Origin of the sequence: Ectopseudomonas toyotomiensis, from assembly GCF_900115695.1 — a bacterium.
GTDB lineage: Bacteria > Pseudomonadota > Gammaproteobacteria > Pseudomonadales > Pseudomonadaceae > Aquipseudomonas > Aquipseudomonas toyotomiensis.
The window spans coordinates 424426-451084 of sequence record NZ_FOXK01000003.1 but is presented as its reverse complement, the minus strand read 5'-3'; the positions used below and the strand labels follow the sequence as shown (position 1 = coordinate 451084).

At 59.9% G+C, this 26659-nt stretch carries 20 protein-coding genes and 5 tRNA genes; 7 read left to right on the top strand and 18 right to left on the bottom strand.

Annotated elements, in window-relative coordinates; all coding sequences use genetic code 11:
- Positions 1 to 64 precede the first annotated feature (64 nt).
- Positions 65 to 3352, top strand: a complete 3288-nt coding sequence (locus BM186_RS08345) for a sensor domain-containing protein (RefSeq protein ID WP_074914538.1) — start codon at positions 65 to 67, stop codon at positions 3350 to 3352.
- A gap of 103 nt (positions 3353 to 3455) precedes the next feature.
- Here the strand turns inward: BM186_RS08345 and BM186_RS08340 are convergent, their stop codons facing one another.
- Together BM186_RS08340 and BM186_RS08335 are read right to left on the bottom strand one after the other, a co-directional pair.
- The gene (locus BM186_RS08340; RefSeq protein ID WP_021489943.1) at positions 3456 to 3905 is read right to left on the bottom strand and encodes an Hsp20 family protein; all 450 of its coding nucleotides are present in this window, start codon (positions 3903 to 3905) and stop codon (positions 3456 to 3458) included.
- 242 nt (positions 3906 to 4147) lie between these two features.
- Positions 4148 to 5095, bottom strand: coding sequence for a tRNA dihydrouridine synthase (locus BM186_RS08335; protein ID WP_074914536.1), 948 nt, complete (start codon positions 5093 to 5095; stop codon positions 4148 to 4150).
- Positions 5096 to 5442: 347 nt separating this feature from the next.
- Here BM186_RS08335 and BM186_RS08330 point away from each other — a divergent pair, with 347 nt between their 5' ends.
- On the top strand, positions 5443 to 5838 hold the full coding sequence (locus tag BM186_RS08330; protein ID WP_074914535.1) for a hypothetical protein: 396 nt from the start codon (positions 5443 to 5445) through the stop codon (positions 5836 to 5838).
- Positions 5839 to 5844: 6 nt separating this feature from the next.
- On the opposite strand, the gene BM186_RS08325 is transcribed toward BM186_RS08330, so the two are convergent.
- Positions 5845 to 6294 (bottom strand): acyl-CoA thioesterase, encoded by a 450-nt coding sequence (locus tag BM186_RS08325; protein ID WP_017677327.1) that lies wholly within the window; start codon positions 6292 to 6294, stop codon positions 5845 to 5847.
- A gap of 203 nt (positions 6295 to 6497) precedes the next feature.
- Here BM186_RS08325 and BM186_RS08320 point away from each other — a divergent pair, with 203 nt between their 5' ends.
- The gene (locus BM186_RS08320; RefSeq protein ID WP_241519848.1) at positions 6498 to 8360 is read left to right on the top strand and encodes a sensor domain-containing diguanylate cyclase; all 1863 of its coding nucleotides are present in this window, start codon (positions 6498 to 6500) and stop codon (positions 8358 to 8360) included.
- On the opposite strand, the gene BM186_RS08315 is transcribed toward BM186_RS08320, so the two are convergent.
- The 8 genes from BM186_RS08315 to BM186_RS08280 all read right to left on the bottom strand — a co-directional run bounded on the left by BM186_RS08315 (position 8330) and on the right by BM186_RS08280 (position 12993).
- Positions 8330 to 9169: an alpha/beta hydrolase gene (locus tag BM186_RS08315; RefSeq protein ID WP_074914530.1), complete on the bottom strand. Its 840-nt coding sequence runs from the start codon at positions 9167 to 9169 to the stop codon at positions 8330 to 8332. The genes BM186_RS08320 and BM186_RS08315 overlap by 31 nt on opposite strands.
- A 23-nt stretch (positions 9170 to 9192) precedes the next feature.
- Positions 9193 to 9732 carry a TetR/AcrR family transcriptional regulator gene (locus BM186_RS08310; protein WP_059391722.1) on the bottom strand — a complete coding sequence of 180 codons (540 nt, stop codon included), beginning with the start codon at positions 9730 to 9732 and terminating at the stop codon, positions 9193 to 9195.
- A 183-nt stretch (positions 9733 to 9915) separates the two neighbouring features.
- Positions 9916 to 9991: transfer RNA gene (locus BM186_RS08305), tRNA-Glu, on the bottom strand.
- 48 nt (positions 9992 to 10039) lie between these two features.
- Positions 10040 to 10115, bottom strand: a tRNA-Ala gene (locus BM186_RS08300).
- Positions 10116 to 10164: 49 nt separating this feature from the next.
- Positions 10165 to 10240, bottom strand: a tRNA-Glu gene (locus BM186_RS08295).
- A gap of 48 nt (positions 10241 to 10288) precedes the next feature.
- Positions 10289 to 10364, bottom strand: a tRNA-Ala gene (locus tag BM186_RS08290).
- Between the two features lie 193 nt (positions 10365 to 10557).
- Entirely contained in the window at positions 10558 to 12039 is a 1482-nt protein-coding gene (gene gltX / locus BM186_RS08285; RefSeq protein WP_074914527.1) for a glutamate--tRNA ligase, read from the bottom strand.
- A gap of 33 nt (positions 12040 to 12072) precedes the next feature.
- Positions 12073 to 12993, bottom strand: a complete 921-nt coding sequence (locus tag BM186_RS08280; RefSeq protein WP_017677332.1) for a LysR family transcriptional regulator — start codon at positions 12991 to 12993, stop codon at positions 12073 to 12075.
- Between the two features lie 110 nt (positions 12994 to 13103).
- On the opposite strand from BM186_RS08280, the gene BM186_RS08275 reads away from it, so the two are divergent.
- Positions 13104 to 14153, top strand: a complete 1050-nt coding sequence (locus BM186_RS08275) for an HlyD family secretion protein (RefSeq protein ID WP_074914525.1) — start codon at positions 13104 to 13106, stop codon at positions 14151 to 14153.
- Positions 14143 to 15696 (top strand): MDR family MFS transporter, encoded by a 1554-nt coding sequence (locus tag BM186_RS08270; RefSeq protein WP_074914523.1) that lies wholly within the window; start codon positions 14143 to 14145, stop codon positions 15694 to 15696. The genes BM186_RS08275 and BM186_RS08270 overlap by 11 nt, the downstream gene beginning before the upstream one ends.
- A gap of 232 nt (positions 15697 to 15928) precedes the next feature.
- Here BM186_RS08270 and uvrB read toward each other — a convergent pair whose 3' ends face one another.
- Positions 15929 to 17944 (bottom strand): excinuclease ABC subunit UvrB, encoded by a 2016-nt coding sequence (gene uvrB / locus BM186_RS08265; RefSeq protein ID WP_074914520.1) that lies wholly within the window; start codon positions 17942 to 17944, stop codon positions 15929 to 15931.
- 245 nt (positions 17945 to 18189) lie between these two features.
- On the opposite strand from uvrB, the gene BM186_RS08260 reads away from it, so the two are divergent.
- Both BM186_RS08260 and BM186_RS08255 read left to right on the top strand, forming a co-directional pair.
- A complete protein-coding gene (locus BM186_RS08260; protein WP_059391717.1) occupies positions 18190 to 19386 on the top strand; it encodes an amino acid aminotransferase in 1197 nt (398 codons plus the stop codon).
- Between the two features lie 328 nt (positions 19387 to 19714).
- Positions 19715 to 19790: transfer RNA gene (locus BM186_RS08255), tRNA-Asn, on the top strand.
- Positions 19791 to 20074: 284 nt separating this feature from the next.
- On the opposite strand, the gene BM186_RS08250 is transcribed toward BM186_RS08255, so the two are convergent.
- The 6 genes from BM186_RS08250 to BM186_RS26265 all read right to left on the bottom strand — a co-directional run bounded on the left by BM186_RS08250 (position 20075) and on the right by BM186_RS26265 (position 26650).
- Entirely contained in the window at positions 20075 to 22060 is a 1986-nt protein-coding gene (locus BM186_RS08250; protein WP_074914736.1) for a polysaccharide biosynthesis protein, read from the bottom strand.
- A gap of 96 nt (positions 22061 to 22156) precedes the next feature.
- A complete protein-coding gene (locus tag BM186_RS08245; RefSeq protein WP_074914518.1) occupies positions 22157 to 22708 on the bottom strand; it encodes a sugar transferase in 552 nt (183 codons plus the stop codon).
- Positions 22709 to 22730: 22 nt separating this feature from the next.
- Positions 22731 to 23657 (bottom strand): UDP-glucose 4-epimerase family protein, encoded by a 927-nt coding sequence (locus BM186_RS08240; RefSeq protein ID WP_394327886.1) that lies wholly within the window; start codon positions 23655 to 23657, stop codon positions 22731 to 22733.
- Positions 23658 to 23662: 5 nt separating this feature from the next.
- Complete coding sequence (locus tag BM186_RS08235; protein WP_074914512.1) at positions 23663 to 24415, bottom strand: glycosyltransferase family 2 protein; 753 nt, start codon at positions 24413 to 24415, stop codon at positions 23663 to 23665.
- Between the two features lie 44 nt (positions 24416 to 24459).
- Positions 24460 to 25530 (bottom strand): glycosyltransferase family 4 protein, encoded by a 1071-nt coding sequence (locus BM186_RS08230; RefSeq protein ID WP_074914511.1) that lies wholly within the window; start codon positions 25528 to 25530, stop codon positions 24460 to 24462.
- A 25-nt stretch (positions 25531 to 25555) separates the two neighbouring features.
- Positions 25556 to 26650, bottom strand: a complete 1095-nt coding sequence (locus BM186_RS26265; protein WP_129591725.1) for a glycosyltransferase family 4 protein — start codon at positions 26648 to 26650, stop codon at positions 25556 to 25558.
- Positions 26651 to 26659: the final 9 nt, after the last annotated feature.

Sequence of the window (26659 nt, the reverse complement as noted above, 5' to 3'; positions counted from 1 at the left end):
AAACATATCTACATGCCTCTAACGCCCGCCCCGCGCATCGCGCACTCCGGAGGAAGGTACGGCCATGGCCAGATCGACTGACCAGACCCCGCCCCTGCCACATATACCGGCGATGGATCCCGCCGAATTCGAGCAAACCTGGCAAGACGCGCCGCGTTTGCTGGCCGCGCTGAACGGCGCCCATCTCGGCACCTGGTATTGGGACATTCGCAGTGGCCAGGTGAACTGGTCGCGCGGCGCCCAGGCCCTGTTCGGCCTCGACCCCAATCGCCCGGTCACACGAGAACTGCATTACATCGAGCTGATTCCCGAAGAGGAACGTGCCGAGGTGCTGGCTAAATTCGACGCCATCCTCAAGGGCGAACAGATTGCCGACGCCCTGCGCCACCGTATTCGCTGGCCGGACGGCAGCCTGCACTGGCTGGAGATCACCGGCAGCCTGCAACGCGAGGCCGATGGTCGGCCGCGCATGTTCGGCGTGATCCGCGACATCACTGCCCAGCAGGAGCGTGCCGAAGCCCTGCGCGCCTCCGAGGAACGCTTCGCCAGCCTGTTCCGCCTGAGCCCCGACATCATGATGCTGGTGCGCTACGACAACAGCGAGATCGTCGAGGTCAACCAGCACTTCACCCACGCCTTCGGCTGGAACGCCAGCGACATTCTTGGCCGCCCCACCCATGAGCTGAATCTCTGGGTTCACGCCAGCCAGCGCGATCAGTTGCGCCAGCAAGCGCCGCTGAGCCGCGAGCCAGTGATTCAGGAAGTACAACTGCGCACCCGTGGTGGCGATATTCTCGATGGCGTACTGTCGAGCCAGTACATCGAGCTACAGGGCGAGCGCCTGATGCTCTGCACCTTCCTCGATACCAGCGAACGCAAGCGCGCAGAAAACGCCCTGCGCGCCAGTGAGGAAAAGTTCGCCAAGGCCTTCATGCATACGCCAGACGCAGTGGCCATCACTGACCGGGCAACAGGCCGCTTCATCGAGGTCAACCCGAGTTTCGAGCAGCAATTTGGCTGGAGCAGCGCCGAAGCAGTGGGCCGCACCTCACTGGAGCTGGGCATCTGGGCTGACCCCAGCGACCGCCAGCGTATGCTCGACGCCGCGCAGACCGGATGCCTGAACAACCTCGAGGTACGGCTGTTCAGCCGCGACGGCAGCGTCACCAGCAACTTGCTGTTCGGTGGCGAAATCGAACTCAACGGCACCAACTGCCTGGTCCTCACCGTGCGCAACATCACCGAGCAGCGCGTGCAGGAGCAGGCACTCAACGAAAGCAGGCAGCGCCTGCGCCTGGCCCTGGAGTCGGCCGATCTGGGCACCTGGGACTGGCACATACCCAGTAGTCGGCTGTTTGCCAGCGCCCGGGCGTCCCAGTTGCAAGGCCTGGAGCCGTTACCGTTCGAAGGCGCCTTCCTCGACTTCTTCCGTCAGGTACCGATGGAGGATCGACACAGCCTGCGCCAGAGCTACCAGAGCCTGGTCGAAGAACGACGCAGCCACTATCAGGTCACCTATCGTGTGCAGCTGGAAAATGGCGGCCTGCGCTTTCTCGAAAGCACCGCCAAACTGCAGCTCGACGATACCGGCCAACCGCAGCGCATGGTCGGCACGCTGGTCGATATCAGCGAGCGGCTGCTGCGCGAGCAACGCCTGCAAGCCTCGGAAGAGAAATTCGCCAAAGCCTTCCACTCCAGTCCGGACGCCATCACCATCACCGAACGTGACAGCGGGCGCTATATCGAGGTCAACGAAGGCTTCACCCGCATCACCGGCTATCTGCCGGACGAAGTAGTCGGTCGCACGGCCTTCGAGCTGGACATCTGGGCCTACCCCGAAGAGCGCGTGCGCATGATCGAGCACCTGGCCCAGCAGGGCCAGGTGCTGCACATGGAAATGCACGGCCGGCATCGTGACGGCGAGGTGCGTCTGGTCGACGTTTCCGTGCAACCCATAGAGCTCAATGGCGTGCCCTGCCTGCTGCTCACCGCGCGCGACATCAGCGAACTGAAGCAGGCGCAGGCGCAGGTACAGCACCTGGCCTACCACGATGCGCTGACCAACCTGCCCAACCGCGCCCTGCTGATGGACCGCCTGACCCAGCAGATCGCCCTGCTCAAGCGCCATGATCTGCGCGGCGCCCTGCTGTTCCTCGACCTGGACCACTTCAAGCACATCAACGACTCACTCGGCCATCCTGTCGGCGACTCCGTGCTGCGCCTGGTCACTGCGCGCCTGGAAGCCAGCGTGCGTCTGGAGGACACCGTGGCCCGCCTCGGCGGCGACGAATTCGTGGTGCTGCTCTCCGGTCTGGAGGGCAAACGTTCGGAGGTCACCCGCCACGTCCGCCAGGTCGCCGACAAGCTGCGTCAGCTACTGGCCGAACCGATGCTGCTGGACGGTCACCGCCTGCAGGTGACGCCGAGCATCGGCGTCGCCCTGATTCCCGATCACGGCAACACCCCGGCGGATCTGCTCAAACGCGCCGATATCGCCCTCTACCGCGCCAAGGACTCCGGGCGTAACGCCATCCAGCTGTTTCGCACCACCATGCAGGACGCCGCCAGCGCACGCCTGCGCCTGGAGAACGATCTGCGCCTGGCCCTGGCACGTGGCGAGTTCGAACTGCACTTCCAGCCCCAGGTCGATGCCCGTGATGGCAAGGTGGTCGGTGCCGAGGCGCTGCTGCGCTGGCAGCATCCACAGCTGGGTCCACAGTCGCCCGCACAGTTCATTCAGGTGCTGGAAGAGAGCGGGCTGATCGTCGAGGTCGGTGGCTGGGTGTTGGCCGAGGCCTGCCATTTCTGCGCTCAACTGCTGGCTGACAGCCTGGTCGACAGCGAGCGTTTCAGCCTGTGCGTCAACATCAGCCCGCGGCAGTTCCGCCAGCACGACTTCGTTGAACGAGTCGCCAGTAGCCTGCGCGACAGCCAACTGCCCAACGCCATGCTCAAGCTGGAGATCACCGAAGGCATCGTCATTCAGAATATCGATGACACCGTCGGCAAGATGCTGCGCCTGAAAAAGCACGGTGTCAGCTTCGCCATGGACGACTTCGGCACGGGTTACAGCTCGCTGACCTATCTCAAGCGCCTGCCGGTGGACATGCTGAAGATCGATCAGTCCTTCGTGCGTGACGCCACCCACGATCCCAACGATGCCGAGATCATCCGCGCCATCGTCGCCATGGCGCGCAGCCTGGGCCTGGCGCTGATCGCCGAGGGGGTCGAGCAGCAGGACCAACTGGACTTCCTGCAGTCACAGGACTGCCATCTCTACCAGGGTTATCTGTTCAGCAAACCGCTGCCGCAGGAGGCCTTTCGTCAACTACTGGAAAGGCAGCGAGCGTAACCTGTCAGCACCCTCGGTGCGCACGGCGCACCTTGCCGAGGCAGACTGTCGCTTGAAACGAAGAAGGCGCCCCGTGGGGCGCCTTCTTTCATGCATCAGCGGCTCAGTTTTCCAGCGCAGGACGCTGGCTACCGATAGGAATGCGCTTGGCCTTGGCCTCTTCCGGCACAATGCGCTCCAGCTCGACATGCAGCAGACCATTGACCAGATTGGCACCCTTGACCTCGATATGGTCAGCCAGGCGGAAGGACAGCTTGAACGCGCGCTGGGCGATACCCTGATGCAGGTAGCTGATGCTTTCGGCGCTGCGATCACGCTTGTTGCCGACCACGGTCAGCACGTCACGCTCGACCTGCAACTCCAGGTCGTCTTCCTCGAAACCGGCAGCCGCGACCACGATGCGGTAGTGGTCCTCGCCGTGCTTCTCGACGTTGTAAGGCGGGTAGGAACTGCCAGCGTCATTGCTACGCAGGGCAGATTCGAAAAGATCATTGAAACGGTCGAAACCGACAGACTGGCGAAACAGTGGGGCCAGGGACAGTACGTTGCTCATGAGTATTCTCCTGAAAACTTCAGCAAGGTTCATATCGCGGAACCCGACTTCGGCATCCCGCAGTCACTTATCTGAGGTCAGGTGGAGAATTTTCAAGCATCTGAAAAACGCGTTTACACAACACGGCATTGCACGTCCATTGCGCAACGCCCCCAGGTAGACGGCACCACTCATGTAGGAGCCGCGCCCCGCGGCGAAGCGACATACCTTCAAAGCAAGCGCTTCGCCCCGAGACGGGGCTCCTACGGAGATGGCGCAAGCAGGCGATCGATACGCTCGCAATCCTGCTCGCGGCGCACGTCGGCGAACAGCACCACCGCCTCCGGGTAGGTACGCGTGAGCATCGCCAGCCACTGCTTCAGGCGCCCTGGCGCGTAGCGCGGCGCCAGCTTGCGCCGCGCCTGCTGCCAGAAATCGAGCAACAACGGCTGCAGCTCGACCCAGCTCATGTCCTCGGGCTCTTCGCCTGCTCTGACCGCCGCGATCTGCCGCGCCAACCCCGGACGGGACACCAGGCCACGGCCCAACATGATGTCATCCACGCCGCTGATCTCACGGCAGCGACGCCAATCGTCCAGTGTCCACACCTCGCCGTTGGCGAACACCGGTACGCCGACCACCTCCTGCACCCGCGCCACCCACTCCCAGTGCGCCGGCGGCTTGTAACCCTCGACCTTGGTCCGCGCATGCACGACGATCTGGCTCGCCCCGCCCTCGGCCAGTGCACGCGCACAATCCAACGCCCCCTCCTTGCCCTCGAAGCCCAGGCGCATCTTCGCCGTCACCGGAATCTCGGCCGGCACCGTGCGCCGCACTTCACGGACAATGGCGTGCAGCAGCTCCGGCTCCTTGAGCAGCACCGCGCCGCCGCGCGACTTGTTCACCGTCTTGGCCGGGCAACCGAAATTGAGATCGATCACCGGGGCGCCGAGCGTGCAGGCGAAGGCAGCGTTATCCGCCAGGCACAGCGGATCGGAGCCGAGAAACTGTACGCGCATCGGCGTACCGGCCCGGGTGCGTGAGCCGTTGAACAACTCGGGAGCCAGCTTGTGATAGGTGGCCGCGGGCAACAGCCGCTCGCTGACACGAATGAACTCGGTGACACACCAGTCGATACCACCGATGCGGGTCAGTACGTCGCGCAGAATCTCGTCGACCAGCCCCTCCATGGGCGCCAGGGCGATTTGCATGAGGTTGTCCGGAAAATGGGGCGCACAGTCTAACAGGCCGTTGAGAAACGTAGGCGACGACTGCATGGATGCAGGAGGTAGAGCGAAGCAGGAAGCCCGAGCCGAGGCAGCCAGTGCAATACCGGTGGCGGCCCCGCAAAAACAGGCGAAAAACGACCGGGGTCGCGCCCGACTTTACGTGTTGTAAATGAGCATTTTGGGCGGGGGCGCCTAGCCTGGGCTCGCACGCGAGGCTGTTTTTAACGCAGCAATGGCAATGCAGGTAGTTTTTCAATGGCCTGTTAAGGGGTCGCACGCGCCGCGCAAGATGGGCGACACTGCCGCTGACGCCAAACGGAGGCTTTACCATGCGCCTGATCGCACCCGTCGTGCTCGGCCTGTTCTGCATGGCTGCCCAAGCCAGCGAGAACCCGCCCACTGCGACCGAGCCGGCCCCCACCGCCCCAGTGGCCGATGCACCGGCCCGACTCATTTTCAGTCGCGACAACAACGCGCCGAATGCCTGCGATGTGGAGCTCTACGTCAACCAGCAGGTAGTGGCAAAACTCGGCCCCGGCGAGCAAACCAGTCTTGACCTGCCCAACGGCGAACTGAGCGTCGCCGTGGCCATGTCGCCAGATGGCTATTGCGCTGGCCGTGGGCCGGATGTGGCGCAGTCCGTCATCCTGCGCCCCGGTGAAACCCGCCAGTTCGCCGTCGTGGTCGAGCCGGAGCAGGTATTTCTCGCGCCGGTGATCGACTGAGCGGCCTTACAGCTCCAGCGGATAGGGCTGCATCAGCGCCTTGCCATACCCTTCGACGAATTCCGCCGGCATGCGCTTCGGGCGCCCGCTGGACAGTTCGATGCAGACAAAGGTGGTCTTGGCGCGCAACAAGGTGGCGCCATCTTCCGGGCGCACCAGCTGGAAGCGCCGATCCATCTTCAGACGCTGGTCGGACTCGACGATCCAGGTCGCCATCTGCAGATGCTGCCCTTCGTAGGCGCTGGCTAGATAGTCGATCTCGTGACGCACCACCGCCATGGCCCGATCTAGACGGCGATACTCGACCAGGTCCAGCCCCAGGAACTGCGAATGCCGCCAAGCGCAGCGCTCCAGCCAACTGACGTACACCGCGTTGTTGGCATGGCCAAGGCCGTCGATGTCCTCTGCGCTCACTTCGATATCGATGACGAAGGGGCTTGGTAGCTCCCAGTTCATGACTGTACCTCCAGGTGTGCAGCCAGCGCGCGGCAAGCTGATCGATCCGATTCAAGAACATGGCCGCCAGCATCCTCGACGACCGTTCGGCCAGGTGCCGCATGATACGCCGCGCAGCCTTTCCATGCAGTGCCGAGCTTTCATCGCGCCATCGCCGCGCGCCATAATGCGGCGCACTCGCCCGAGAGCCAGAGAACGAGCAATTGACTGCCATCCTGCGCCTATTGATGCTTCTGCTGCTGCCAGCGTTGAGCTGGGCAGAAAGCCTGCCACTGCCGATTGGTCAGGCGCAGACACTGCCCGGTCCCTATATGCATGTCTGGGAGGACCCGGAGGGCCAGGCCGATTTCGTCGATGTCCGCGCACTACCCGACTCTGCCTGGCGGGCCGTCGCCCGGCGCGATGCCAGCTTCGGCTACAGCGGCAGCACCTATTGGCTGCGCCTGGATGTACACAATCCGCATAATCGCTCGCTTGGCTGGGTTCTACTGATCGGCAATCCCTTGCTGGATCAACTCGACGCCTACGGCCTGGACGGCAAGCGCATCTACCGCGCCGGTGACCAGCGCCCCTTTGACTGGCGCTGGGTCGAACACCGGCAACTGGTACTCCCCCTCGACCTGGAGTCCGGCGAGCAGCAGCGCATCTGGCTGCGTATGCAAACCGATGGCTCGGCGAACCTCAGCGCCAGCCTGATGACACGCGATGCCTTCGACCACCAGGAACAGCGCAGCCTGTTGCTACAGGGCCTGTTCTTCGGCGCCCTGATCGCGATGCTGATCTACAACCTGAGCATTTTCTGCATCACGCGCGACCGCAACTATCTCTGGTACAGCCTGTTCGTCGCCAGCTTCGGCCTCTATCAGTTCATCCAGCTCGGCTTCGCCCTGCAATGGCTATGGCCAAACGCCCTGACCTGGCATCAACTGAGCTTCCCGCTAAGCTCGGCGCTGGCGACATTGTTCGGCATTCACTTCACCTACGGTGTGCTGGAACTGGACAAGGCCGCGAAGCCTTACCGCTGGGTCGCCAACACACTCAAGGTCTGCGCCTGGCTGGTGCTGGGGATGGCGTTGTTTGGCCCCTACGCACCGGCCCTGATCGGCAGCTTCGTGCTGGTGGTCGCCTGTGCCATAGCCGCCTTCGTCATCACCCTGCTGCGCTGGCGGGGCGGTTACGCAGCCGCACGCCTGTTCGCCCTGGGCTGGTTCGTGCTGATTGCTGCCAGCCTTGCCAGCATCCTCACCGGTACTGGTCTGTTGCCCTACTCACTGCTGACCCTGCATGCCCAGCAGATCGGCGGCCTGATCGAGATGACGGTGTTCTCCATCGCCCTGGCCTCACGTATCCGCCACGTGCAGGAAGCCGAACGCCTGGCCCAGGCCAAACTGATCGATCAGGAGCGCCGCCTGCGCACCGAGCAGACCAAGCACCTGGAACTGCAGACGCAGATCAGCGAAAGCCTGGAACAGCGCGTACAGGAGCGTACCGCGACCCTGCAGGACACCCTGCAGCAACTGTCCAACGCCAACATGCGCCTGGCGGAATTGAATCGCCGTGACGGACTCACCGGCCTATTCAATCGCCAGACACTCAGCGAAGAACTGGCGCGCGCCTGTGTCCGCGCCGAGCGCAGCCGACAATCGCTGGCGGTATTGATGCTGGATCTGGATCACTTCAAGCAGGTCAATGATCGCTACGGTCACCTGGCGGGCGATGCCTGCCTGCGTCATGCAGCCCAGCGCATTCAACAACGCCTGCGCAGCAGCGATCTGCTGGCACGCTTCGGCGGCGAAGAGTTCGCCGCCCTGCTCGACAACACAGACCTGACCGGCGCACTCGACCTGGCCGAGCAATTGCGCGAAGACCTCGCGCAGCACCCCTGCCTCTACCAACAGCAGTCTATAGCGCTGAGCCTGAGCATCGGCCTACACGCCGGCGTACCGAGTGACCCCGGCTGCGGTGAGCAATGGCTGGAACTGGCAGACCGTGCCCTGTATCGCGCCAAGGCAAGCGGTCGCAACCGCGTGGTCAGTTACGAAGCCAACGCCTTCAACGACGCCTGAGGCATTTGCTCCAGCAGCTCGAGTACGGCCTGCAGAAGCAACGGATCGCTCAGCAAACGCTGATGCCCACCCGCTGGCAGACGCAGCAGCTGACTGTCGAACCAGGCCTTGTGGATCAGATCGGCTTCGCCCACCGGTACCACCGGATCGTCCTCGGCATGCACGATCAGGCCCGGCAGTTCCAGCTGATAACGCTGCACATCGAGATGCGCAGCCGGGATACCGGCAGTCTTTTCCACCTGCCGCACGAAATGCGCACGCGCTTCGGCAGGCAACCCCATGAACCGGGCAAAGCCACGCAACAGACCGAGAATCCGACTCGGCGCAGCGATGGTCACCAGGGTCTCGCTGCGCAAGCCCATTTGCGTGGCAAGCAGCGCGCTGGCGCCGCCCATCGAGTGGCCGATCACGGCGCGTAGCGGCGGCAGCTCACTGGCCGCCTCGAGCAACGCACGTGCGAACAGCACCACATTGGCCTCACGCCCCGGCGATCGACCATGGGCGGGCGCATCCAGTGCGACAACACCATAACCCGCATCGACCAGAGCGCGAATCAACAGCGCGAACTGGGTCGGGCGCCCCTCCCAGCCATGCATCAGCAGCACTGTAGGGCCGCTGCCCCAACGCAGCGCAGAGAGACCGAAACGCAGGGTAATGCGCTCTGAACTTGCCAGCAGCGGCAGTTCCCAATCCCGCGGCGACGTAGTGCGCGGCGTCATGAAACGTTCGCGTAAACGACTGGCGATCAGTTGCGGCGCCACTCTACCCAGCGTTGCATTGACACCACGGACCCAGGTCATCTGGTTCATCACCTTCTCCTTCACGCTTGATTTCACACAACTGCCGACTTGGCAGCACGCAACACCCGGTCGGACAACTCGCCTGGCCCCAAGGCCCGCGCCAGTGCCAGACCACCGATCATCAGCGCCAGGTCAGCCAGCGCCACATCGCCCTCTTCCGGCGTCCCGCTCATTTGCGCCGTGATCAGCTCAATGTGTTCAGCCAAGGTCTGGCGAAAGCCATCCGGTAACCGCGCAATTTCCGCCAGCGAACTCGGCAGCGGGCAGCGCTCGTCAGCATCGTCACGGTGCCTGCGCGAAAGGTAGAAAGCGGCCAAGAGCACTCGGCGCTCTCTGCCTGTCAGGCTCTGGTCGACCTGCGCAAGGCGATCACGCCGCACCCGAAGCAACTGACGAAATGCCTCGAGCATCAGCGCATCCTTGCTGGCGAAGTGCGCGTAGAAGCCGCCGACCGTCAGCCCCGCTTCAGCCATGACCTCAGCTACCGCCGGGTCACCAGGCCCACGCTCTGCGAGTACACGCCCCGCCGCAGCGAGAATGCGCTTACGGGTTTCACTTTTGCGTCCACTCATGACTGCGCCCTTAATATGATGAATACAATATTACGATCATCATATTATTTTGCAAGTCACCGGATCGACCGCTGGTCAGCATTGCAAGACAGGTGCACCAGCATCAGAAAAAGAAGGGGAAAAACAAAAAGGGGCCACTTCCGAAGAAGTGACCCCTGGGTCCCGCAAATGCGGCAAGAAAAATGGCGTCCCCTAGGGGACTCGAACCCCTGTTACCGCCGTGAAAGGGCGGTGTCCTAGGCCACTAGACGAAGGGGACAAAACCTTCGAAGAACAAGGCCAGCACTAAGCTGGCCTTGTCAGTGTTTGGTGGAGCTAAACGGGATCGAACCGTTGACCTCTTGCATGCCATGCAAGCGCTCTCCCAGCTGAGCTATAGCCCCGAAACCTTTCGGTCTGGCTGCAGCGCCTGAGCGCTACGGCTGGAATAAATGGCGTCCCCTAGGGGACTCGAACCCCTGTTACCGCCGTGAAAGGGCGGTGTCCTAGGCCACTAGACGAAGGGGACGAAACCTTCGAACGACAAGGCCAGCACTAGGCTGGCCTTGAGTGTGATTGGTGGAGCTAAACGGGATCGAACCGTTGACCTCTTGCATGCCATGCAAGCGCTCTCCCAGCTGAGCTATAGCCCCATCTCGAGGACGGGGCGCATGTTAAGAGCGCCCCGATTGGCTGTCAACAACATTTTTCCTGCCAGCCCAAAGTTTTTGCCACTAGAACAATTACTTAGAGCCAACCCGACAATTAAACGCCGGCCTAACCGTAGGGTGCGCCACGCACACCGCCGCAACCGAGGATACCCCGGTGCGCGCGGCGCACCCTACATCAGGCGATGCTCGCCAGCAGCTTCTCCCACTCCTTGGTCTCTTTCTTCGAGGTGCCGCCGAGCAGCTCTAGCGCCTGGCGCAGGCGGAAGCGGGTCAGGTCCGGGCCGAGGATTTCCATGGCATCGAGTACCGATACCGAGCTGGCTTGGCCGGTGATGGCCGCGAACATCAGCGGCATGGCGTCACGCAGCTTCAGCTCCAGATGCTCGACCACCGCTTGGATGCAGCCGGTGATGCGCTCCTTTTCCCACTGACGCAGCGACTCGAGCTTCCACAGGATCAGCTGCATCAGCTGACGCACCTGGTCGGGCGACAGCTTCTTGTGCTCGAACAGCTTGGCGTCCAGATTCAGCCCACCAGAGAAGAAGAAGCCGGCCAGCGGTGCGATCTGGCTGAAGGTCTCCACCCTACCCTGCACGTGCGGTGCGATCTTCATCAGGTATTCGGGATTGAGCGCCCACTTCTGCACTTCGGCAGCGAAGGTTTCCACCGGCAGCTCGCGCAGCCATTGACCGTTGAGCCAGGACAGCTTCTCCAGATCGAAGATCGGCCCGCCCAGCGACACACGGTTGATGTCGAAGTGTTCGATCATCTCGCTCAGGGAGAATTTCTCGCGCTCGTCCGGCATCGACCAGCCCATGCGTCCCAGGTAGTTGAGCATGGCCTGCGGCAGGTAGCCCATGCGCTCGTAGAAAGTGATGCTGGTGGGGTTCTTGCGCTTGGACAGCTTGCTCTTGTCCGGGTTACGCAGCAGCGGCATGTAGCACAGCGCTGGCTGTTCCCAACCGAAGTACTCGTAGAGCTTGATCAGCTTGGGTGCCGACGGCAGCCATTCCTCGCCACGCAACACGTGGGTGATGCCCATCAGGTGGTCATCGACCACGTTGGCCAGGAAGTAGGTGGGCAGGCCATCGGCCTTCATCAGCACCTGCATGTCCATGCGATCCCATGGGATCTCGACATCGCCACGCAGCATGTCCGGCACCACGCAGACGCCTTCGCTCGGCACCTTCATGCGCACCACATGCGACTCGCCTGCGGCGATGCGGCGCTGCGCCTCGGCCGGCTCCAGATGCATGCAGTGACCGTCGTAGCGCGGCGTTTCCTTGTTGGCCATCTGCTGCGCACGCACTTCGTCGAGGCGCTCGGCGGAGCAGAAGCATGGGAAGGCATGGCCCTTGGCGACCAGTTCGTCCGAATACTTCTTGTAGATCTCGCCACGCTCGCTCTGCCGGTACGGGCCATGCGGGCCGCCGACATCCGGGCCTTCGTCCCACTCGATACCCAGCCAGCGCAGGGCATCGAAAATCTGCTGTTCGGACTCACGAGTCGAGCGAACCTGGTCGGTGTCTTCGATGCGCAGGATGAACTGGCCACCGTGCTGACGGGCGAAGCACAGGTTGAACAGCGCGATATAGGCAGTGCCGACGTGGGGGTCACCAGTGGGCGATGGCGCGATACGGGTACGGACGGTGGTCATGAATGCTCTCGGAAGGAAGACACGAGGTTTGAATCAAGCGGGCGATGTTAGCAGGCCGACGGCCCCTGGCTCCAGCAACCCGCCGCGGGTGATGGGCAAGCTGGCGATGAGAAAGTCGAGAAAGGTCTTGACCTTCATCGCCTGGAAGCGCCGCGACGGGTAGATGGCGTACACCTCCCCCACCGGCAGGCGCGCCTCGGGCAGCAGCTCGATCAGACGCCCGCTGCGCACCGCCTCCTCGCTGATCATCACCGGCAGCCCGCAAATCCCGGCGCCTGCCAGCGTCGCCTCACGGGCGAAGGTGATGTTGTTGCAGGTCATCACCCGCTGGCACGGCAGATGTTCGCCCAATAGCGGCCAGTAACGCGGGGCGTCATGCTGCAGCAGGATCGCCCGATGCCCCTCCAGCCCGGCAACGCTGCGCGGCGTGCCGTGCGCCGCCAGGTAAGCAGGGCTGGCGCACAGACGTCGGCCACTTTCGAACAACTTGCGCGCGATCAGCGTGGAATCCTGCGGCTGGCCGACCTGGATGGCGATGTCCACGCCCTCTTCCAGCGGGTCCACGGATCGCGAGGTCAGCTCCACCTCGGCGTCGATCTGCGGGTACTGACGCATGAACTCGCCCAGCACGCGCCCGAGAAACAACTGGCCGAATTCGATCGGTGAAGTGATGCGTAACAGTCCGGACGGCTCGCGCTGCAGCTGCATCACTGCCTGCTCGGCCTCGGCGAAGTCGAGCATGATCTGCCGGCAACGCTCGTAGTAAGCCTGCCCCACCTCGGTCAGGCGCAACTTACGCGTGGTGCGGTTGAGCAGACGCACACCAAGGCGCTCTTCGAGCAACGCGATGCGCCGGCTCACCGTCGATTTCTGCATGCCCAGGCTGGTCGCAGCCTGGGTGAAGCTGTGGCATTCCACCACTCGGGTAAAGATCAGTGCGTCATCCAGCCCCATGATTGTTCCTCATACGCAACAAAGCATGCCAAGCCGAGAGTCTACTAGCGAAAAGGGAACGCTGTTAAATTTACTTACACTTCTCCGCCGCCCCCCCCCGAGCCTCAAGCATGCCCGCCAAACTGCAACGTCGCCTTCTCGTATTCGTGATCCTGCTGGTGTTGATCGCCGGCGCCCTGCTCGCCCAGTGGCTGCTGATCGGTCGCTACCACGAGAGCACCGACAATGCTTACGTGCAGGGCGAGATCACTCGCGTCTCCAGCCAGTTGAATGCACGTATCGAAAAGGTCCTGGTGCGCGACAACCAACACGTGGAGGCCGGCCAACTCCTGGCCGTGCTGGAAGACGCCGATTTCCGCCTGGCTCGCCAGCGCGCCCTCGCCGCCCTGGAAACTCACCAGGCCGAGCGCGCCCAGGCGCAGAGCAAGCTCGACCAGCAGGCCAGCCTGATTGCCGCCAGCCAGGCCGACGTCGCCGCCAGCCAGGCGACCCTCGATCGCGCCAAGCTCGATCTCGGCCGCGCACAGACCCTGCGCAAGCCGGGTTACGTCTCCGAAGAACGCGTCACCACCCTGGCCGCCGACAACCGCGTGGCCCGCTCGCAAGTGGCCAAGGCCCAGGCCGATCTGCAGGCTCAGCGTCAGCAGGTCGCCAGCCTGGAAGCCGAGCTCAAACGCCTGGACGCGCTGATTCTCTCGGCGCAGGCCGACCTGGAACAGGCCGACCTCAATCTCTCGCGTACGCAAATTCACGCGCCGATCAGCGGCATGGTCGGCCAGCGCTCGGCCCGCGAAGGCCAGGTGGTGCAAAGCGGCGCCTACCTGCTGTCGCTGGTACCGGATCAGGACATCTGGATCCAGGCCAACTTCAAGGAAACCCAGATCGGCCACATGCGCCCGGGGCAGAAAGCCGAACTGCTGTTCGACAGCTATCCCGACACCCCCATCGAAGGCCGCATCGACAGCCTGTTCGCCGCCTCCGGCGCGCAATTCAGCCTGCTGCCGCCAGACAACGCCACCGGCAACTTCACCAAGGTGGTGCAGCGCATCCCGGTCAAGCTGACCTTCGCCGCCGACAACCCGCTGCATGGACTGATCCGCCCCGGCATGTCGGTGGAAGTCACGGTCGATCTGCGCAGCGACGAAAGCCATGGCGGGTGATGCGCTGATCCGCCCCACGGCGGAGCCCAGCCGCCGCGACTGGATTGCGGTGATGAGTGCCATGCTCGGCGCCTTCATGGCGGTGCTGGATATCCAGATCACCAACTCATCGCTCAAGGACATCCAGGGTGCGCTGTCCGCCACCCTGGAGGAAGGTTCGTGGATTTCCACGTCCTACCTGGTGGCCGAGATCATCATGATCCCGCTGACCGCCTGGCTGGTGCAGTTGCTCTCGGCGCGCCGCCTGGCGGTATGGGTGTCGGTGGGCTTTCTGATCGCCTCGCTGCTGTGCTCCCTGGCCTGGAGCCTGGAGAGCATGATCGTGTTCCGCGCCCTGCAGGGCTTCACCGGCGGCGCGCTGATTCCGCTGGCGTTCACCATGACGCTGATCAAGCTACCCGAGCACCACCGCGCCAAGGGCATGGCCCTGTTCGCCATCACCGCCACCTTCGCCCCCTCCATCGGCCCGACCCTCGGCGGCTGGCTGACGGAGAACTGGGGCTGGGAATACATCTTCTACATCAACGTGCCGCCCGGCCTGATCATGATCGCCGGGCTGCTCTATGGCCTGGAGAAGAAGGCGCCACACTGGGAGCTGCTGAAGACCACCGACTACGCTGGCATCATCACCCTCGGCCTGGGCCTGGGCTGCCTGCAGGTATTTCTCGAGGAAGGCCACCGCAAGGACTGGCTGGAGTCGCAACTGATCGTCGGCCTCGGCAGCGTGGCATTGGTTAGCCTTATCCTGTTCGTCATCCTGCAGATCTCCCGCCCCAACCCGCTGATCAACCTGGGCGTGCTACGCGAGCGCAACTTCGGCCTGGCCAGTATTTCCAGCCTGGGGCTCGGCGTGGGGCTGTACGGCTCGATCTACGTGCTGCCGCTGTATCTGGCGCAGATCCAGGGCTACAACGCCATGCAGATCGGCGAAGTGATCATGTGGATGGGCGTGCCGCAGTTGTTCCTGATTCCGCTGGTGCCCAAGCTGATGAAGATCATTTCGCCGAAATGGCTGTGCGCCCTGGGCTTTGCCCTGTTCGGCGCGGCGAGCTTCTTCTCCGGCGTGCTCAACCTGGACTTCGCCGGCGAACAGTTCCAGCACATCCAGATCATCCGCGCGCTTGGCCAGCCGCTGGTGATGGTCACCGTGTCGCTGATTGCCACCGCCTACATCCTGCCGCAGGACGCCGGCTCGGCCTCCAGCCTGTTCAACATCCTGCGCAACCTCGGCGGCGCCATCGGCATCGCCCTGCTCGCCACCCTGCTCGATGCCCGCGCCAAGGTCTATTTCGACTACCTGCGCGAATCCATCGTGCCGACCAATCCGCAGGTGGAGGAGCGTCTGCAGCTGCTGACGCAGACATTGGGCAGCGAGCAGGCGGCCTTGGCCAGGCTCAGCCAGATCGTCCATGAACAGGCGATCATCATGGCCTACAACGATGCCTTCCATTTCATCGGCATCGCCCTGGGCGTGAGCATGCTGGCGATCCTGTTGACACGGAAATTGCCGCAGAACATGGCAGGCGGTGGCGCCGCGCATTAACGCCAACACCGCCCGATCCGTAGGAGCGGCGCCCCGCCGCGAATCGTTCGCCAAAGCACCGCAAAGCCAACAGCTTCGCCCCGGGGCGGGGCTCCTACACAGATTCCGCAGACACCGCCAGCCCCGTGGGAGGGGCTTCAGCCGCGACCATCGCCGCTACGACTGCATGGATGCAGGAGGTAGAACGAAGCAGGATGCCAGAGTCGAAGCGCCTCCCACACTCACTGACACATCACACCTGCAACAACCGATCCCGCAGCTTCTGAATCTCGTCGCGCATCTGCGCTGCGGCCTCGAACTCCAGGTCGCGCGCCAGGGCATACATCTTCTCTTCCAGCTGACGAATACGCTTGGTGATCTCGCTCGGCGAACGCAGCTCGTTCTCGTAACGCGCACTCTCCTCCGCCGCCTTGGCCATGCCCTTGCGCTTGTTACTGCGCGCCCCCGGCACCACGGCGCCTTCGAGGATGTCCTTGACCTCCTTCTGCACGCCCTTGGGCACGATGCCGTTGGCTTCGTTGAAGGCGATCTGCTTGGCGCGGCGCCGCTCGGTCTCGCCAATGGCGCGCTGCATCGAGCCGGTCATGTTGTCGGCGTACAGAATCGCTCGGCCGTTGAGGTTACGTGCGGCGCGACCAATGGTCTGGATCAGCGAGCGCTCGCTACGCAGGAAGCCTTCCTTGTCCGCATCGAGAATCGCCACCAGCGACACCTCTGGCATATCCAGGCCCTCACGCAGCAGGTTGATGCCCACCAGCACGTCGAAGGCGCCCAGGCGCAGGTCGCGAATGATCTCCACCCGTTCAACGGTATCGATGTCCGAGTGCAGGTAACGCACCTTGACGTCATGGTCGCCCAGGTAGTCGGTCAAATCCTCGGCCATACGCTTGGTCAGGGTGGTGACCAACACGCGGTCACCCGCTGCCACACGCAAACGGATCTCCGAGAGCAGATCATCGACCTGAGTGCGCGCCGGACGCACCTCGATCTGCGGGTCGACCAGGCCGGTCGGCCGCACCAACTGCTCCACCACGCGCCCGGCATGCTCGCCCTCGTAAGGCCCAGGCGTAGCGGAAACGAAAATGGTCTGCGGGCTGGCCGCCTCCCACTCCTCGAAACGCATCGGTCGGTTATCCAGCGCAGAAGGCAGACGGAAGCCGTATTCCACCAGGGTTTCCTTGCGCGACCGGTCGCCCTTGTACATAGCGCCAACCTGCGGCACCGAGACGTGGGACTCGTCGATCACCAGCAGCGCTTCGTCCGGCAGGTAGTCATAGAGAGTGGGGGGCGGCGCGCCGGACGGGCGGCCCGACAGGTAGCGCGAGTAGTTCTCGATGCCGTTGCAATAGCCCAGCTCGAGGATCATCTCCAGATCGAAGCGCGTGCGCTGCTCCAGGCGCTGCGCCTCCACCAGCTTGTTCGCCCCACGCAGGTACTCCAGACGCTGCTGCAGCTCGACCTTGATCTGCTCAACCGCCTCCAGCAAGGTTTCACGCGGGGTGACGTAGTGGCTCTTGGGGTAGAAGGTGAAGCGCGGCAGCTTCTGGATCACTTCGCCGGTCAGCGGATCGAAGGCGCTGATGCTCTCCACCTCGTCATCGAACAGCTCGACGCGAATGGCTTCGAGATCCGATTCCGCCGGGAAGATATCGATCACGTCGCCGCGCACGCGGAAGGTGGCGCGGGCGAAATCCATGTCGTTGCGCGTGTACTGCAGCTCGGCCAGGCGGCGCAGTAGCGCACGTTGGTCCATTTTGTCGCCACGGTCGAGGTGCAGCACCATTTTCAGGTACTCCTCGGGACTGCCCAGGCCATAGATCGACGACACGGTGCAGACCACGATGACGTCCTTGCGCTCGATCAGCGCCTTGGTCGCCGACAGACGCATCTGCTCGATATGGTCGTTGATCGAGGCATCCTTCTCGATGAAGGTGTCCGACGATGGCACATAGGCTTCCGGCTGGTAGTAGTCGTAGTAGGAGACGAAGTACTCCACCGCGTTGTTCGGGAAGAACGCCTTGAACTCACCATAGAGCTGCGCCGCCAGGGTCTTGTTCGGCGCCAGCACCAGGGTCGGGCGCTGCACCTGAGCGATCACGTTGGCGATGGAGAAGGTCTTGCCCGAGCCGGTCACACCCAGCAGGGTCTGGTGCGAAAGACCGGCCTCCAGCCCCTCGACCATCTGCCGGATCGCCTCAGGCTGATCGCCGGCAGGTTTGAAGCGGGTCACCAACTGAAACTCGGACATGCAGTACCTCGACAAATGGCTGTGACGCATCCTGTCGGACCGCGTCAAACGCCATGAATTGCGGGGCGATTCGGCGATAGGTCCAGGTAGAGTCGAATTACCTGGCAAAAGGCCTTAATTCAGGGCTTTGCGCTGTCGCCCCCTGGATTCAGGGTCGTTATACTAACGCCCCGTTTACGCGCCCCCTAGCGCTTTTGTCGGGGACGCCTGGCCACCCACCCCTCACTCGAGTTGCCGCACCCATCATGAGTCTCTTCTCTGCCGTCGAAATGGCTCCGCGCGATCCCATCCTGGGCCTCAACGAAGCATTCAACGCCGACACCCGCACCACCAAGGTCAACCTTGGCGTGGGCGTCTACTACAACGAGGAGGGGCGAATTCCGCTGCTGCGCGCCGTCGCAGAAGCTGAAAAGGCACGTATCGAGGCCCACGCACCTCGTGGCTACCTGCCGATCGAAGGCATTGCCGCTTACGACAAAGCCGTGCAGGAACTGCTGTTCGGCAAGGGCGCAGCGCTGATCGAAGCCGGCCGTGTGATCACCACCCAGGCCTTGGGCGGCACCGGCGCACTGAAGATCGGCGCCGACTTCCTCAAGCGCCTGCTGCCGGACGCCACCGTGGCCATCAGCGACCCGAGCTGGGAAAACCACCGCGCCCTGTTCGAATCCGCCGGCTTCCCGGTGCACAACTACCGCTACTACGATCCGTTCAGCAACGGCGTGAACCGCGGTGGCATGCTCGAAGACCTGCGTAACCTGCCGGCCCGCTCCATCGTCGTGCTGCACGCCTGCTGCCACAACCCGACAGGCGTCGACCTGCAGCTGGAAGACTGGAAAGCCGTACTGGACGTGCTGCGCGAGCGCGAGCACGTGCCCTTCCTCGACATCGCCTATCAGGGCTTCGGTGACGGCATCGAGCAAGACGCCGAAGCCGTACGCCTGTTCGCCGAGTCGGGCCTGGAATTCTTCGTCTCCAGCTCCTTCTCCAAGTCGTTCTCACTGTACGGCGAACGCGTCGGCGCCCTGTCGCTGGTCACCAGCAGCCGTGAAGAGTCGACTCGCGTCCTGTCGCAGCTCAAACGCGTGATCCGCACCAACTACTCCAACCCGCCGACCCACGGCGCCACCGTGGTCGCCAGCGTGCTCAACAGCCCCGAACTGCGCGCCATGTGGGAAGCCGAACTGGGCGAAATGCGTGACCGCATCCGCAGCATGCGCTTGGCCATGGTCGAACAGTTGGCCGCACTGGGCGCCAAGCGTGACTTCGGCTTCGTCGCCGAGCAACGCGGCATGTTCTCCTACTCCGGCCTCACCGTGGAGCAAGTGGAACGCCTGAAGGAAGAGTTCGGCATCTACGCCGTCGGCACCGGCCGCATCTGCGTCGCCGCGCTGAACAAGGGCAACCTGGACAGCGTCACCCGTGCGATCCACGCCGTGCTATAAGCCCTAGTGATAAACAAAAACGCCGGCCCATAAGCCGGCGTTTTTGTATGCGCCAACAGTCACTGTAGGAGCGGCCTCAGCCGCGAATCGTTCGACAGAGCACCGCAAAAGCCAAAGCTTCGACCCGGGGCGGGGCTCCTACACAGACCCCGCAGGTACCGCCCAACCTGTAGGAGCGGCGCCCCGCCGCGAACCTCGCCGGACTGGCAGCCATCGCGGCTAAAGCCCCTCCCACAACACCATCGCTGAAAACCCGAATTCTAACCACATAGATATCGCGGTGAAGTGTTGACTTCTCTTTTTTAATCAGTAACATACGCGCCGTTGTTCCGCGATAGCTCAGTCGGTAGAGCAAATGACTGTTAATCATTGGGTCCCTGGTTCGAGTCCAGGTCGCGGAGCCAAATTTAAAGCCTCGGTTCATACCGGGGCTTTTTCGTTTTCGGCAGACTCTCACCAGAAACTAAGTCTCAGGTTACTCATCTCCCTGAAGGAACCCGCTGCACCTGTAGGAGCCGCGCCCCGCGGCGAATCGAAAGAACACCGCAACGCCAAGAGCTTGGCCCCGAGGCGGGGCGCCTACAAAACACAAATCGCGTAACCCAGCACCCTCGCCCTATAAAAACGAAAAAGGCCGGTCAAAGACCGACCCAGACAACAGCGCTGCTGTAGTGGTTAAATCACAGCCTCAACGCTCCCGGTTTCTGAGATGAATCCAGTCAACGATCTCACCTTCCGGCACATAACCATGCACCGTTTCGCGCAGCAGCACGCGTACGCGAGCGTAATCATCCTCACTCACTGCAACCAGCAGCGCCTGCAAGCGAGCCTTGAGATCGTCCCAGGGCAGCATGTCCTCTTCCGCGCGCATGATCATCGGATGCTCCGTAGGCTTCACATCCTCGCCGATCAGCAACTCCTCGTAGAGTTTCTCACCCGGGCGCAACCCGGTGAACTCGATACCGATATCGCCATGCGGAGTGCGCTCATCGCGCACAGTCAAGCCGGACAAACGAATCATCTTTTCGGCAAGATCGGCGATCTTCACTGGCTCACCCATATCCAGCACGAACACATCACCGCCCTGCCCCAACGAACCTGCCTGAATGACGAGCTGCGCCGCCTCGGGGATCGTCATGAAATAGCGTGTGATGTTCGGATGCGTCACCGTCACCGGCCCACCCTGCTTGATCTGCTCCCTGAACAACGGAATCACCGACCCGGAAGAGCCCAGCACATTGCCAAAACGTACCATGGTGAACCGGGTCTTGTTGACGTGATGAACACCTGAGTCATCACCGAACAGCAACGGCGCAGACTCACGACTCAGCGCCTGCAGCACCATCTCGGCCAGGCGCTTGGTGCTGCCCATGACATTAGTGGGTCGCACCGCCTTGTCGGTTGAGATCAGCACAAAATTGGCAACACCCGCCTTGATCGACGCCTGCGCGGCATTGAGCGTACCGACCAGGTTGTTCAGCACACCCTCAGCGACGTTATGCTCGACCATCGGCACATGCTTGTACGCAGCGGCGTGATAGACAGTGTTGACGCGCCAGGTCTGCAGAATGTCGAACAACCGCTCGAAGTTACGGATAGACCCGAGAATCGGCACCAGCTTGATCGGCAGCGACTCCCGCTCGATTCGCTGCTGCAATTCGCCATGGATACTGTAGAGATTGAACTCGCTGTGCTCGAAAAGCAGCAAGGTCCGCGCGCCGCTAGCGAGAATCTGCCGGCATAACTCCGAACCGATAGAGCCACCAGCGCCGGTCACCAGAACCACCTGACTCTTGATACAGCGCTCAAATAAGTCTTGCCGAGGTGGCACCGCATCACGCCCGAGAAGGTCAGCGATATCCACTTCCTGGATGTCCTCGACCTTCACCCTTCCACTGGCCAGGTCGGTGAACCCTGGCACGCTGCGAACATGCAATGCATAAGGCTCTAACGCATCGAGGATCTCGCGACGTCGCGCTCGAGAAATAGACGGCATCGCAAGAAGGATCTCGTCAGCCCCCGTCTCGTCGATCATCTGCTGAATATGCTTGGGTGTATAAACTCGCAATCCGGCAATAACACGATTGGCGACTCCAGCATCGTCGTCCACGAATGCTACCGCCCGCATCGCACGCCCTAAACGCAAAGCCGCAACCAACTGATTACCAGCCGTTCCCGCGCCGTAAATAGCAACCCGGGATGTGCCTGCTACAGCGTCACGTTGCCGGGCAACAGGCTCGAGCCAATCACCGATGAAGAATTGGCGCATCCCAAGACGCAGACCGCCCAATAGCAACAGACTGAGCCACCAGTAGTTGAAAACCATAGAGCGCGGCACAACCGCCGTGGGGCCCCTGTACCAATAAACGGCAAGCGCCAACACCAGCGCCGAGAGAGATACGGCCTTTGCGATGGTAATGAGCGCATCACTACCCACATAACGCATCACTGCCCGATACATGCCCAACCGGATGAAAATAGGCAGCGCAATCAACGGAGCGACAATGAACAACCAGCCATGCCCAGAAAAGGGCTTGGCTGCATCGATTTCCCCCAAACGAACGGCAAACGACAGCCAAAGCGCAACCCAGACGAGGATGGTATCGGCCAATAACTGCAACAAACGCTTCTGGCGCCTGGGCAAACTCACCAGAAACTGGCGCAAACCGTTCATCTTCATCCCTCTGGCTGCCTCGTTACCATTCAAATGGAGCTGCCTGCTCCAGACACGTCAAACATCAACCCTCCTGCCGCAATAGACACGCCAGGTTCAATGCACCACTCGGTCGCCAGCACCTTTTCCCAAGGCTGTTTGCAGAATCAGGCTGAAATAGAGAGAGATCGACATCGACCGGATCATCTGCTGGTCAGTCTCGGCAAGCAAAGCCGGCGTAGACATATCGATCCCCTGCACTTGGGCCAGACCCGTAATGCCAGGGCGAACATCATACACTGCACGTAATTCCCGCTCGGCGATCAGCTCTTCCTGATTGAACAGATTAGGCCGAGGCCCAACCAGACTCATTTCCCCCCTGAGCACATTCCATAACTGCGGTAGCTCGTCCAGCTTGGTCTTGCGCAGAAAAGCGCCCAAGCGCGTGATCGAGGCGCTGGAGGCCAAGTGGCTCGCCACAGATGCGGTATCAACCGCCATCGTCCGAAACTTGACTAACGTAAACGGCTGCTTACCACGCCCCACACGCGTCTGACGAAACAGGGGCGCGCCTGTATCCAACAAGCCAAGAACATAGATCAAGATCAATACTGGAAAGCCGAAGAGCAACCCCAGCAAGGACAGAACAACATCAAAAACACGTATCACAGACCCAACCTCTGAAAGCCAGTCAATCCGAAGACAGGAAACAACGCCTTAACCCCTCTTCAACCGTGAAAGGTGGCTGCCAATCCAGTGTCTCGCAAGTCTGCGAGATATCTACCTGCAAAGACCCCAGCAAGCGCTGCGCCATAGCCTTTCGCCCCAACAATGCCGCGCTAAGCTTCAGAACGCCAGCAGGCACAGGAATCAGCCGTGCAGGCCGCCCCATTGCATCTCCCACTAAACGCAACAGCTCCGTAGTCGATAGATCGCGACCATCACCCGCCAGAAAGACTTGGTTGGCAGCGGCAGGATGATCGATGCAGCGAACGATCAAATCGACAAGATTGTCGATGCCAACCAGCGAACGGCGATTGTGGATAGCCCCGAGCGGTAGTGGAATCCCTTTACCAATCCAGCGAACCAGACTCCCAAAGTTACCCGGAGCCTCTGGGCCATACACCAAGGGAGGACGAATGATCACCAGCTCCATCCCTGTCTCCTGCTGGATGCGCCAAAGCCCCTGCTCAGCTTCCCATTTGGACTGGGCATAGGGCTCCATGGGGTGCGGGATATCAAGGGCAGTAAACGGGCGAACATTGACATTCCCGTTAACGCCGATAGAACTGATGAAAACGAAACGTTTCACCCCCGCTGCAGCGGCTTGGCGGGCAAGTTCCAGCGTACCGTCAACATTAACGCGGCGATATTCGGTAAGCGGATCGCCTACTCCAACATTGGTAACATGGGCCCGAGCAGCTGCATGAATAACTATTTGCTGACCAGTAACAGCCTTTCTCCAGTCGGTAGTACCAGATAGATCACCAACGACATAAGAAGGCACCTCAATTGGCGCATTCTGCGAGCGTGTGGTTACGGTCAAGTGCCCTCCCTTTTGAAGGACCAAGCGCTTGGCCAGACTTCGCCCGAGAAAACCGGATGCCCCCGTCAGCAAAAAATTCAAAAGAAAACCTGTCTGAAAAATTTAATAGGTAGCCGAAGCAAAAGCATAGGCGTACACGAGAAGATTCCGTTTTCACGGAGAGAACGCAACATCTCGCGAGTAGATATCAGATTACTCTGCCAACCGGCAGTACTCGCCCCTCCCGTACGCATCCTTACCCAATACTTATTAATGATCCGATACTTAGCGCCGTCAATAAGCAGCAAACGCACCAGGAAATCAAAGTCTGCCGCAATTTTATAACCTAGCTTGTAAAAGCCTACACGTTCGTAGGCTGAACGCCTTATAAAAACGGCGGGGTGTGGAGGCATTAAACCAAAGCGCAGCATCCAAGGCCTGAAGCCTCCAGCACGATACTGTCTAACAGGCTTACCCAAGTCGCGGTCAGAGACAAAATCCACATCGCCCAATACAACATCCAACGCTGGATCAGCAGAAAATATAGCCTCTACCTCGCTGAGGACATTTGGGTGCAGATAGAAATCGTCCGAATTAAGGATACCCACGATCTCACCTGTTGCCCGCAGCAGTCCCTTATTCATGGCATCATAGATACCTTCATCCGACTCCGAGATAGCCTCACTCACTAAATCAGGAAAACTAGCGACATGGCTCATGGTGGCATCGGTAGAACCACCATCTACGATAATATATTCAAGCTCTGAAAACCGCTGAGCAGCAACGGAATCGAGAGTTGCCAGGATAGTTCGGCCACTATTAAAAGAAACCGTAATGAGAGTAACCTTCAAAGCAGAGCCTCTATCAAACCCATTTTTTAAACAGTCAAACACCTTTACGTTCGTAAAGCATCCCAAACTTCCTTATAAAAATCTGTAGTTTCTTTAAAGCATTTATCCCAGGAAAATTTACTAGCCTGAACGTATCCCTTTTGCCGAAGAGCCTCATATAGTTCGGTACTCATAAGCGCATTGAGTTGATCAACAAAAGCATCTACTGACACAGAATCCACCAAAAGTGCAGCCTCACCAGCCACTTCAGGTATCGATGAGCATCGCGTCGAGATGACCGGGCATCCGGCCTTCATTGCCTCAAGAACAGGAATACCAAACCCCTCATAAGAGGATGGATAAATCAAGCAAAAAGCAGAGCCGTACAGAATATTGAGACTTTCTGAGGATAACCCTCGAAAATGTTTAACTCGCGAAGAAATAGAGGAGAGCTTGTTTTTTTCCTCCGTGCTGAAGGCTTGCCCACCAACCACAACCAGATCAAACTCTAGAAAAATCTTACCTAACTGTAGAAAAATGTCAAAATTCTTATATAAACTTCGATCTCCAACAAACAACAGAAAAGGCCTTTTTGAAAAATAACCTAATTCAGACGTCAGTAACGCCTTCGCATCGTTTAGAGGAAAGAAATTACGCCCCACTCCATTATAAATAACACGTACGCGCCTCTCATCCACCCAAGGGTAAAAATTCAATAAATCAGCCTTAGTATTCTCAGAAACACAAATAACTCCAGCAGACTGCTTAACCGCAAGCCGTTTCTGCAAACCATGAACGAAGCCTTTCAACCCGTGAATATAGCGCTCATAAGTAAAATCATGAACCGTACTAACATTTAACGCTGCCGAGTCGCTAGAAAATCTCAAATAGCTGCTATGAAAGATATGCGATTTACCCACCCCTCCCTTCATCCAAAACGGAAGGTAACGCCTAGGCAAAAATGATGGATATGATTCTTCCACAAACGCGATATTAGGGGAAAAAATATTATCATTAGGCTTACCACAAAAAATCGAGGACAAAGGGTCTGCCCTGGATATTAACTCAGACCAATAGAGCGATATCCCTCCAGCACGCTGCAACTCGTAAATAATACTATCAAAGACAACTCGCATGAATGCCTCGATTCAGCAGTAAAAATCACAAGAAAGAGGAAAGCGCACCAGAAAAATTTTTAATCATAGACGCCTCACTATGCAATGACACGACATCAACTCCTTTACCCTTAGAATCAAAAAGACCAGCCTTTAGTCTATCCGCCAAAGCCTCAACAGATCCAACCGAAAAAAGTGAACACTTATCAAGATACATATCAGCACCAGGTAACGCACTCATTAAAACTGGCTTATTCATATACAACGCCTCCAGCAGGACCATCGGCGTCCCCTCTCCCGCCTCAAAACGAGAGGGAATAACAACAACATCGGCTCGACGATAAAACATAGCGATATTGTCCACATGCTCATAGAAAAATATATTACTCTTAAACTCTATGAGTCGTTTGAATAGATCAGCATCCTTACCACTACCACAAAAAACGAAATCCGCCTCCCTAAAAGCGTCCGGATATCGTGACAGACACTCCAGGATCAAATCCTGGCCTTTATTATAAATCTCCATCCTGCCAACGATCAAATACACGCGCCGCCCATTGCGACCAAATGGAACCTCTAGCTCAAGACCAGAACTCTCATCTAATCGCTTGAAATCTATCCCGTTATTTACCACTACAATTCTAGCCGTGGCCGAGCGACGCCGAATCAGATCCCTGTTATATCCATTGATTGTTATATAATTTCCACAAAGCCTATAATTTAAAATATTTATAAAATCTTTAACCCGCCCCCAGAATCGACTCTTTGAAACATCCACAAGAAAGTGAGCAGACGGAATATATGAAATGCATTTAACTTTTGCCAGACGAGCCGCTATAACAGCAACCCCTCCCTTCTCCACATTCCCTTGAGCAACTAACAAAGCCTCTGGACGCCACACTTTCAGAAATAAAAAAACACGCAACACCTTCAAAAACCGGAAAAATCTCAAAAAAAATTCAAATCGACCCACCGAGCAGGAGCAAGGGCTCACCGAAAGTCCTAGTTCGCGCACCCTAGATATAAACGCCTTATTCTCCTTGTTGATCAAGAGCACTATCTCATACTGATTCTTTATCCCCTTGAGAGCACTCAGCAACTGAATTTCATGACCACCCAAATGCTCGGCATCACTGTACACAGCTAAACG

Bases quoted from the DNA above. Each gene is read 5' to 3' on its own strand.
- BM186_RS08310 (WP_059391722.1), bottom strand. From the start codon at position 9,732: ATGAGTGGACGCAAAAGTGAAACCCGTAAGCGCATTCTCGCTGCGGCG.
- BM186_RS08325 (WP_017677327.1), bottom strand. From the start codon at position 6,294: ATGAACTGGGAGCTACCAAGCCCCTTCGTCATCGATATCGAAGTGAGC.
- gltX (WP_074914527.1), bottom strand. From the start codon at position 12,039: ATGACCACCGTCCGTACCCGTATCGCGCCATCGCCCACTGGTGACCCC.
- BM186_RS08230 (WP_074914511.1), bottom strand. From the start codon at position 25,530: ATGCGAGTTGTCTTTGATAGTATTATTTACGAGTTGCAGCGTGCTGGA.
- BM186_RS08345 (WP_074914538.1), top strand. From the start codon at position 65: ATGGCCAGATCGACTGACCAGACCCCGCCCCTGCCACATATACCGGCG.
- BM186_RS08260 (WP_059391717.1), top strand. From the start codon at position 18,190: ATGAGTCTCTTCTCTGCCGTCGAAATGGCTCCGCGCGATCCCATCCTG.
- BM186_RS08275 (WP_074914525.1), top strand. From the start codon at position 13,104: ATGCCCGCCAAACTGCAACGTCGCCTTCTCGTATTCGTGATCCTGCTG.
- BM186_RS08270 (WP_074914523.1), top strand. From the start codon at position 14,143: ATGGCGGGTGATGCGCTGATCCGCCCCACGGCGGAGCCCAGCCGCCGC.
- BM186_RS08335 (WP_074914536.1), bottom strand. From the start codon at position 5,095: ATGCAAATCGCCCTGGCGCCCATGGAGGGGCTGGTCGACGAGATTCTG.
- BM186_RS08330 (WP_074914535.1), top strand. From the start codon at position 5,443: ATGCGCCTGATCGCACCCGTCGTGCTCGGCCTGTTCTGCATGGCTGCC.
- BM186_RS08280 (WP_017677332.1), bottom strand. From the start codon at position 12,993: ATGGGGCTGGATGACGCACTGATCTTTACCCGAGTGGTGGAATGCCAC.
- uvrB (WP_074914520.1), bottom strand. From the start codon at position 17,944: ATGTCCGAGTTTCAGTTGGTGACCCGCTTCAAACCTGCCGGCGATCAG.
- BM186_RS08250 (WP_074914736.1), bottom strand. From the start codon at position 22,060: ATGAACGGTTTGCGCCAGTTTCTGGTGAGTTTGCCCAGGCGCCAGAAG.
- BM186_RS08315 (WP_074914530.1), bottom strand. From the start codon at position 9,169: ATGAACCAGATGACCTGGGTCCGTGGTGTCAATGCAACGCTGGGTAGA.
- BM186_RS08340 (WP_021489943.1), bottom strand. From the start codon at position 3,905: ATGAGCAACGTACTGTCCCTGGCCCCACTGTTTCGCCAGTCTGTCGGT.